Genomic DNA, 793 nt, shown 5'->3' with positions numbered 1-793 from the left:
TGCGCTGCAGGAATTCTGGCAGCGGGCTCAGTCGCTGCGCAGCGTCCGAGGGCTCGGTGACTATCCCGATGGTCAGCAGCTGGCGAAGCGGTTCGAGGACAAAGCCGCAGACTCCGACGCGGGGGTATTCGCTCTCATTCGTGAGTTCCAGGATGAGCTGAGGAAGCAGGCCGACGCTTTCCGCGGTGCGGCGCGGGACTACCGGAACACTGACGAGCAGAACGCAGACGATCTCAGGCGAGGTATGCAGTGAGCGCACTTTCCCGTTGTTTGGCCGTTGCGATCTCGGGAATCGCCCTGATCGGCGTTTCCTCGTGCGCTCTCGGTGGAGCGGAAGACGATGCCGGCAGTGGGGATTCGAATTCCGGGCAGGATGGGCTGGAGAGTTTTGACCCCTGCACTTTCTTCAAGCCCGAGGAGCTGACTTCGTACGGGGTGTCCACCCAGGCCGAGGATTTCACGCTGGTGAGTTTCCAGCCAGGATGCAGCTGGGACGGGGACCGGATGGATGTCGCGTTGCAGAAGAACGCCGACGAGACCGTGGAGAGCTTGAGCAACGGTTCGTACGACGAGTACACGCCGATCGAGGTCGGGGGCCGTGATGGCGCACGCATGATCGTGTCGGGCGCGGAGGGGGAGGGCGGCTGCATCACGGTCGTGCCTGCTGGTGAAGGTGTCGTGCTCTATCAGCTCACCGCCTACATGCGGGACTCCGTGGCTGATCCGTGTGCCGAGATCGAGGAGATCGCAGATCAGACCGCTTCGCGGTTGCCGGAGTGATGTGGGAAGGGGC

1 protein-coding gene and 1 pseudogene are annotated in these 793 nt (G+C 63.2%); both read left to right on the top strand.

All coding sequences use genetic code 11. The annotated features are described in order from the left end of the window. A pseudogene (locus ACL03H_RS23845) lies at positions 1-253 on the top strand (hypothetical protein); the annotation flags it as partial. Continuing rightward, positions 250-780 carry a DUF3558 family protein gene (locus ACL03H_RS23840; RefSeq protein ID WP_412813547.1) on the top strand — a complete coding sequence of 177 codons (531 nt, stop codon included), beginning with the start codon at positions 250-252 and terminating at the stop codon, positions 778-780. The pseudogene ACL03H_RS23845 and the gene ACL03H_RS23840, both read left to right, overlap by 4 nt. The last annotated feature ends 13 nt before the right edge of the window (positions 781-793 follow it).

The sequence above is a fragment of the Saccharopolyspora antibiotica genome, assembly GCF_047200635.1.
In the GTDB taxonomy this organism is placed as follows: Bacteria; Actinomycetota; Actinomycetes; order Mycobacteriales; family Pseudonocardiaceae; genus Saccharopolyspora_C.
The sequence above is the reverse complement of the archived record's forward strand: the minus strand, read 5'-3'. Positions and strand labels throughout refer to the sequence as shown.